General features: G+C 58.7%; 5 protein-coding genes. All 5 read right to left on the reverse strand.

The features are described from left to right. Positions 1-506: IS3 family transposase (locus ACXJKR_RS25220; protein WP_457325159.1), on the reverse strand; the 506-nt coding region annotated here is incomplete at its 3' end. 150 nt (positions 507-656) lie between these two features. Further along, positions 657-962, reverse strand: coding sequence for an H-NS histone family protein (locus tag ACXJKR_RS25225; protein ID WP_457325160.1), 306 nt, complete (start codon positions 960-962; stop codon positions 657-659). Positions 963-1141: 179 nt separating this feature from the next. Further along, entirely contained in the window at positions 1142-1984 is an 843-nt protein-coding gene (locus ACXJKR_RS25230; protein ID WP_457325161.1) for a hypothetical protein, read from the reverse strand. Positions 1985-2282: 298 nt separating this feature from the next. Continuing rightward, a complete protein-coding gene (locus ACXJKR_RS25235) occupies positions 2283-3317 on the reverse strand; it encodes a nucleotidyl transferase AbiEii/AbiGii toxin family protein (protein WP_457325162.1) in 1035 nt (344 codons plus the stop codon). Further along, entirely contained in the window at positions 3314-3958 is a 645-nt protein-coding gene (locus tag ACXJKR_RS25240) for a DUF6088 family protein (protein ID WP_457325163.1), read from the reverse strand. Before ACXJKR_RS25240 ends, ACXJKR_RS25235 begins: the two co-directional genes overlap by 4 nt. Between the last annotated feature and the right edge of the window lie 493 nt (positions 3959-4451).

A 4451-nucleotide genomic window follows, 5' to 3' on the forward strand; every position in this document is an offset into this window, starting at 1 on the left:
CCGTTGGCCAGGCTGTCGCTGACGAAGTCCATGCTCCACACCTCATTGACCTGGGTGGCGATGTTCAGCGGCGTGCGCTCGGCAGGCGGGCGCCGCACCTTCTTGCGTTTGCGCACTGCCAGGTTCGCGTCGCTGTACAGCCGATACACGCGCTTGTGATTGACGCCGGGGAAGTCCAGTCGCAGCAGGTCGTGCACGCGTCGGTATCCAAACCGTCGGCGCGCATATGCAATCTCGACGATCTTGGCCTTGAGCGCCGCGGTCTGCGCGCTCGCCACCGGTGGATGCCGGTAGCTGTCTCGGCTTAGCCCCACAAGTCGGCAGGCCCGCCGCTCGGACATCTGATGCTCGTTGATCAGCCGCCCGATGGCTTCCCGCCTGGCCTGTGGGGCTATCTTTTTACGCCGAGCACGCTCTTGAGCGCATGCCTCCGCCACGGCCAGCCCTGCCTCGGCCTGCTTCAGGAACCCAATGATCTGTTCCTCGGTGAACTTGCTCTTCCTCATGTCCGTCATTCTCCTGATGAGCGGACTCCTTGCTACTTCAGCTTGGCATGGCGGGAAGGGTGCAGGTCACTCTTTGGCGCCGGAGCGTGGGTTTGCGACGTGAAAAAAAAGCCACCTGAGGGTGGCTTTTGCTTTTCTAGGCCGACAGGGTCAGACCGAGAAGTCTTCGAGCTTGGCGCCGCCAGCGACGGCCGCTTTGAGCCACTTGGGCTGCAAGCCCCGGCCGCTCCACGTTTCACCAGTCGCTTTGTTGCGATATTTCGCGGCGACCTTAGACACCTTGGCCTCTTTGCCGACCTTGGGCGTGCGTGCGCTCAAGTCGGCAACCGTCAGCCCGTAATCCGACATCAGCGCCTTTACTTTGGCAATAGCGTCGCCGCGTTCTTTGGCCGTCGTTTCTGCGATTTGCTGTTCGAGAGCAGCTCGCTGGGCCAAAAGATCCTGAAGAGATGCCATCTTGTGTCCTTAAAGTGTTTCGTTTTGCCGAAGCTTGTCAGGCTCATATGCCTAGCGCGTATTCTGCCGGTTCAGCGAGGAATTCGACAAGCACTGTGGTATTTGAGGCTCGTCGGTGCTCACCTTGAGCCTCTCCTCGCGAATGACGGACGTGTACTAAAGCCGAACTTAGTCCAGCTTTAGTGAAGCCATTGATAAACATTTCCGTTAGCGAGGAGTGCCGAGACGATCAAGAACAACGATGCGAGAGCAAGCGCCGACGCTTTGCCGAAGCRCTCGGTGTTGAGTGCAAGCCACCGCCAACCGTCCCTCCCGTCCCGGAAATTTGCTAGAGCGAGGTAGTGGATGCACTGCAGCGCACAGACGACGGTGATGAACAGTAAATTCATGAAAGCAGCCATCTCCAGAATCATCCACTGCACATAGTCATTACCGACTAGCTTTGCGAAGCTGAAAGCTCCCGCGATCGTGCCTTGAAAAGTTCGGGGATGCTGGTCACGGAGACTGTTCGCAAACGCAATGACGTTGTCCCCTATAGATGCTCTCGCCAACGTCAGAACGTAGTAGCAGCAGGAAAGTATCACGAGCGGCGCGAGGGCGTTTAGCCACCATTCCCAAGTGGTGTACCTTTGGCCAATGAGCGCCGTCAGGCAAAGTGCAGTTGCAAAGGCCGCGATTGTCAAAATCGCATATGCGAAAACGTTGGCGATAGTCGGCAAGTAGGCAGCGAAGAAGAAGATCGCCACCAGGCTGGCCAGGCCGCCGAGAAGGAAGATCGGGAAAAAATCATCGCTCTTCGGTGCGGGCCGGCTTGGCTGGTGGTAGTGATGGTGATGGGTGACGGTTGTAGTGCTCTTCAGTTCAATTCGAACGTCTGAGGGGCGCTCTTCGTGTCCGTGGGAGCGCGGCGGGGCTCGATTGCCCAGAGCGGCAAAGCAGATTCCTACAATGCCACCAATCAATGGCCCTGCGACATAAGCTTCGAAATGAGCATTTCCCAGGAAATCCAGCAATTTGTCCAAGAGTGGCCTTTTGATCCGTCACGCCTAATACCTTATTTGTGCGGCGTGCTAAAGAACCCAATCGCATGGGCTTAAGCCGAACAAACGCAACGTGTGAGTTCAGCGCGGTATGGAGGGCTGCAAGCAACCAAGTCGATGTGACTCGGTTGCTCTCTTTGCTCATGCCATCCGGCAACTGTGCCCGAAATAACTGCCCATTACTGCTGACCGAGAGGGGCGTGTGATGTTTTTCACGCCGCAGTATGGTCTTTGCTGCGAGGGTGCTTTGTCCAGCTCTGAGCGGTGACGCTCTTGACAGCTAGCTATTGATGATGGACTCGATTTCGGCGACGAGTTCCAGTACCTCAGAGAACGTTGGAACTGGCCCAAAGATCATCCCGGCCATGGCTGCATAGTCCCGCTGCAGGGCAGCGCGCATGGGCTCGGGCGGCAGCAGAGTGAATGAGCCTGTTGTCGCCATCTCTATGCCGAGGTCTGGGCTGCCGAAAAAGAGCCGAGCATGGGTCGTGCAATCAGTGGCGAGCGCTTGGTTCTTCAACCAGACGCCAACGTCGGGCGCCTGCATAAGCTGATGAAGATCGAAGTAGTGACGCGACACGCGCTGCCCACCATGGCGCAGCTCGCCGCGGCGCTCAAACCATTGGCGCAGGCCGTGGGCGATGATGATCTTGTCCCAGAAGGTCCGCTCGGCATCAACGGTGGTGACGTTTCCGACCTTGAGGTCGAGCGCGGGCAACTCGTGGGCGATGTAGGGTTGAACAATCGCCGCGCGATGTGGATCCAACGCCGACTTCGCGCCGGCTTCAATCTTCACCGCCGAGCGAATGTAGTCACCTTCGCGCGCGAGCGCCGTTGGGTACCAAAGCAGCAGGGTTTGACCATCCGCATCATCTGGATCAAGCTCGATGCGCAATCGGTCGTTGTCGAAGCTCGCCAAGCGCAGGCTAAGTTGCGCGGCTAGCGGGCCGCCGATATAGGTCTGGCATGCGGCTCGGATTTCATCGAGCCGTTTCCGCCGTTGCTTGCCACTCAAGGCGTCCAGTTCAGCGGGCTCAACAGCTTGGCCGATGTCTTCCCGAAACACTGTGATGTCGATGTCTTCTGAGAAGCGAGGGATCAGGTCGAAGGCTTTGGACAGTGATGTGCCACCTTTGAACAGCAGCCGCGGGCTGCCGTCCTCCAGTCCGTTGAACAGCGCATCGAGTGTCCAGCACACCCAAAAGTCTTTCTCGACGTTCTGGGCCGGTGTACCGAGCCGCGTCGCGGTCTCAGTGAATAGGCCGGCACGGTCCGCGTCGCTACTGGCGATGATTTCTTTGTATGCCGAGTTCATGTCGTCGATCCCGGCGTCGGGTCAAAACCTGGCACCGTGCGAAGGTAGTCTTGCATCCAGGCGGGCAGCAGGCCGAAACCTTGAGCGAGGTCGGCGCATATCGCGGCGCCATGCTTGGCGTCGCTGAGCACACGCGCAAGCTTTTGCCGGATGCGATCACCGTCCGTGGACAGCATGTCTTTCAGCCAGTACAGGGCTTGCACGACCCGCATTGCGGGGCGACCCGCCCAATACAGTCGGCTTGTCGCGGCGGTCTTAAAGACGATGTTCAGGCGGTCGATCTGCAGGTTGCGGCGGCGCGTGTCGGAGTAGATCGTGACCTGCGCCGGTACAGCGTCGGTCAAGCCCAGATCGTTCGCGGCTGTCATGCCGTCGACCAGCAGGCGTGACTGATCGCGTCTGGCTAGGGCGTCGAGAACAGCCCGATAGTCCGGTGCGCTTGGGCGACCGGTCAGGCGATTGGTGTTTGGAAGGTCGTACAGCCCTCGGTCGATGCGCCGTAGGGCGCTGCGGGCAACCAGGCGCTGCATGGCCTTATCGACCGCGTCGCGCGAGCCCAGGGATGCGAAGTCGGCAGGCATCCACACGCGGCCGGGGCCGGCCGCCTGGATCTGGTCTGCGATTTGGTCAATGGTGGGCAATGCGTCCTCCTGTCCGAAAAATGTATACAAAGTTCGGACAGGTTGCAAGAGGACGATATTCCGTTTGTCCGAAGTTTGTATACAAATTTCGGACAGTGCGGCTGGCTTAGGTCCAAGACAGCCAGCGGGCGCAAGCTTGGTCTAAGTGTGCAAGCACCAGTATCGTGCGAGGCGTGCTGCGGTCATTGTGACTTGCCGTAGTGCGGTCATCAGTGGCCAACGAGATTAAGATTCAAGATACGCGTTGCCTGCCAATCAAAATCGCCTGAGGGAAGTGCCGGATGAAGAGACAAGATGATTTCAGTCCTACGCTCATTCGAAAGCTGCGCGACCGTGTGGCACATCGCTGCTCAAACCCGGACTGCCGTGTGCCGACAAGTGCACCCCGTAATGATTCTGATGACAAACCCACTAATATCGGGAAGGCTGCCCATATATGCGCCGCGTCGGAAGGTGGGCCGCGATACAGCGCTGAGATGCCTTCTGCAGAGCG

This window comes from Roseateles sp. P5_E11 (genome assembly GCF_054049355.1).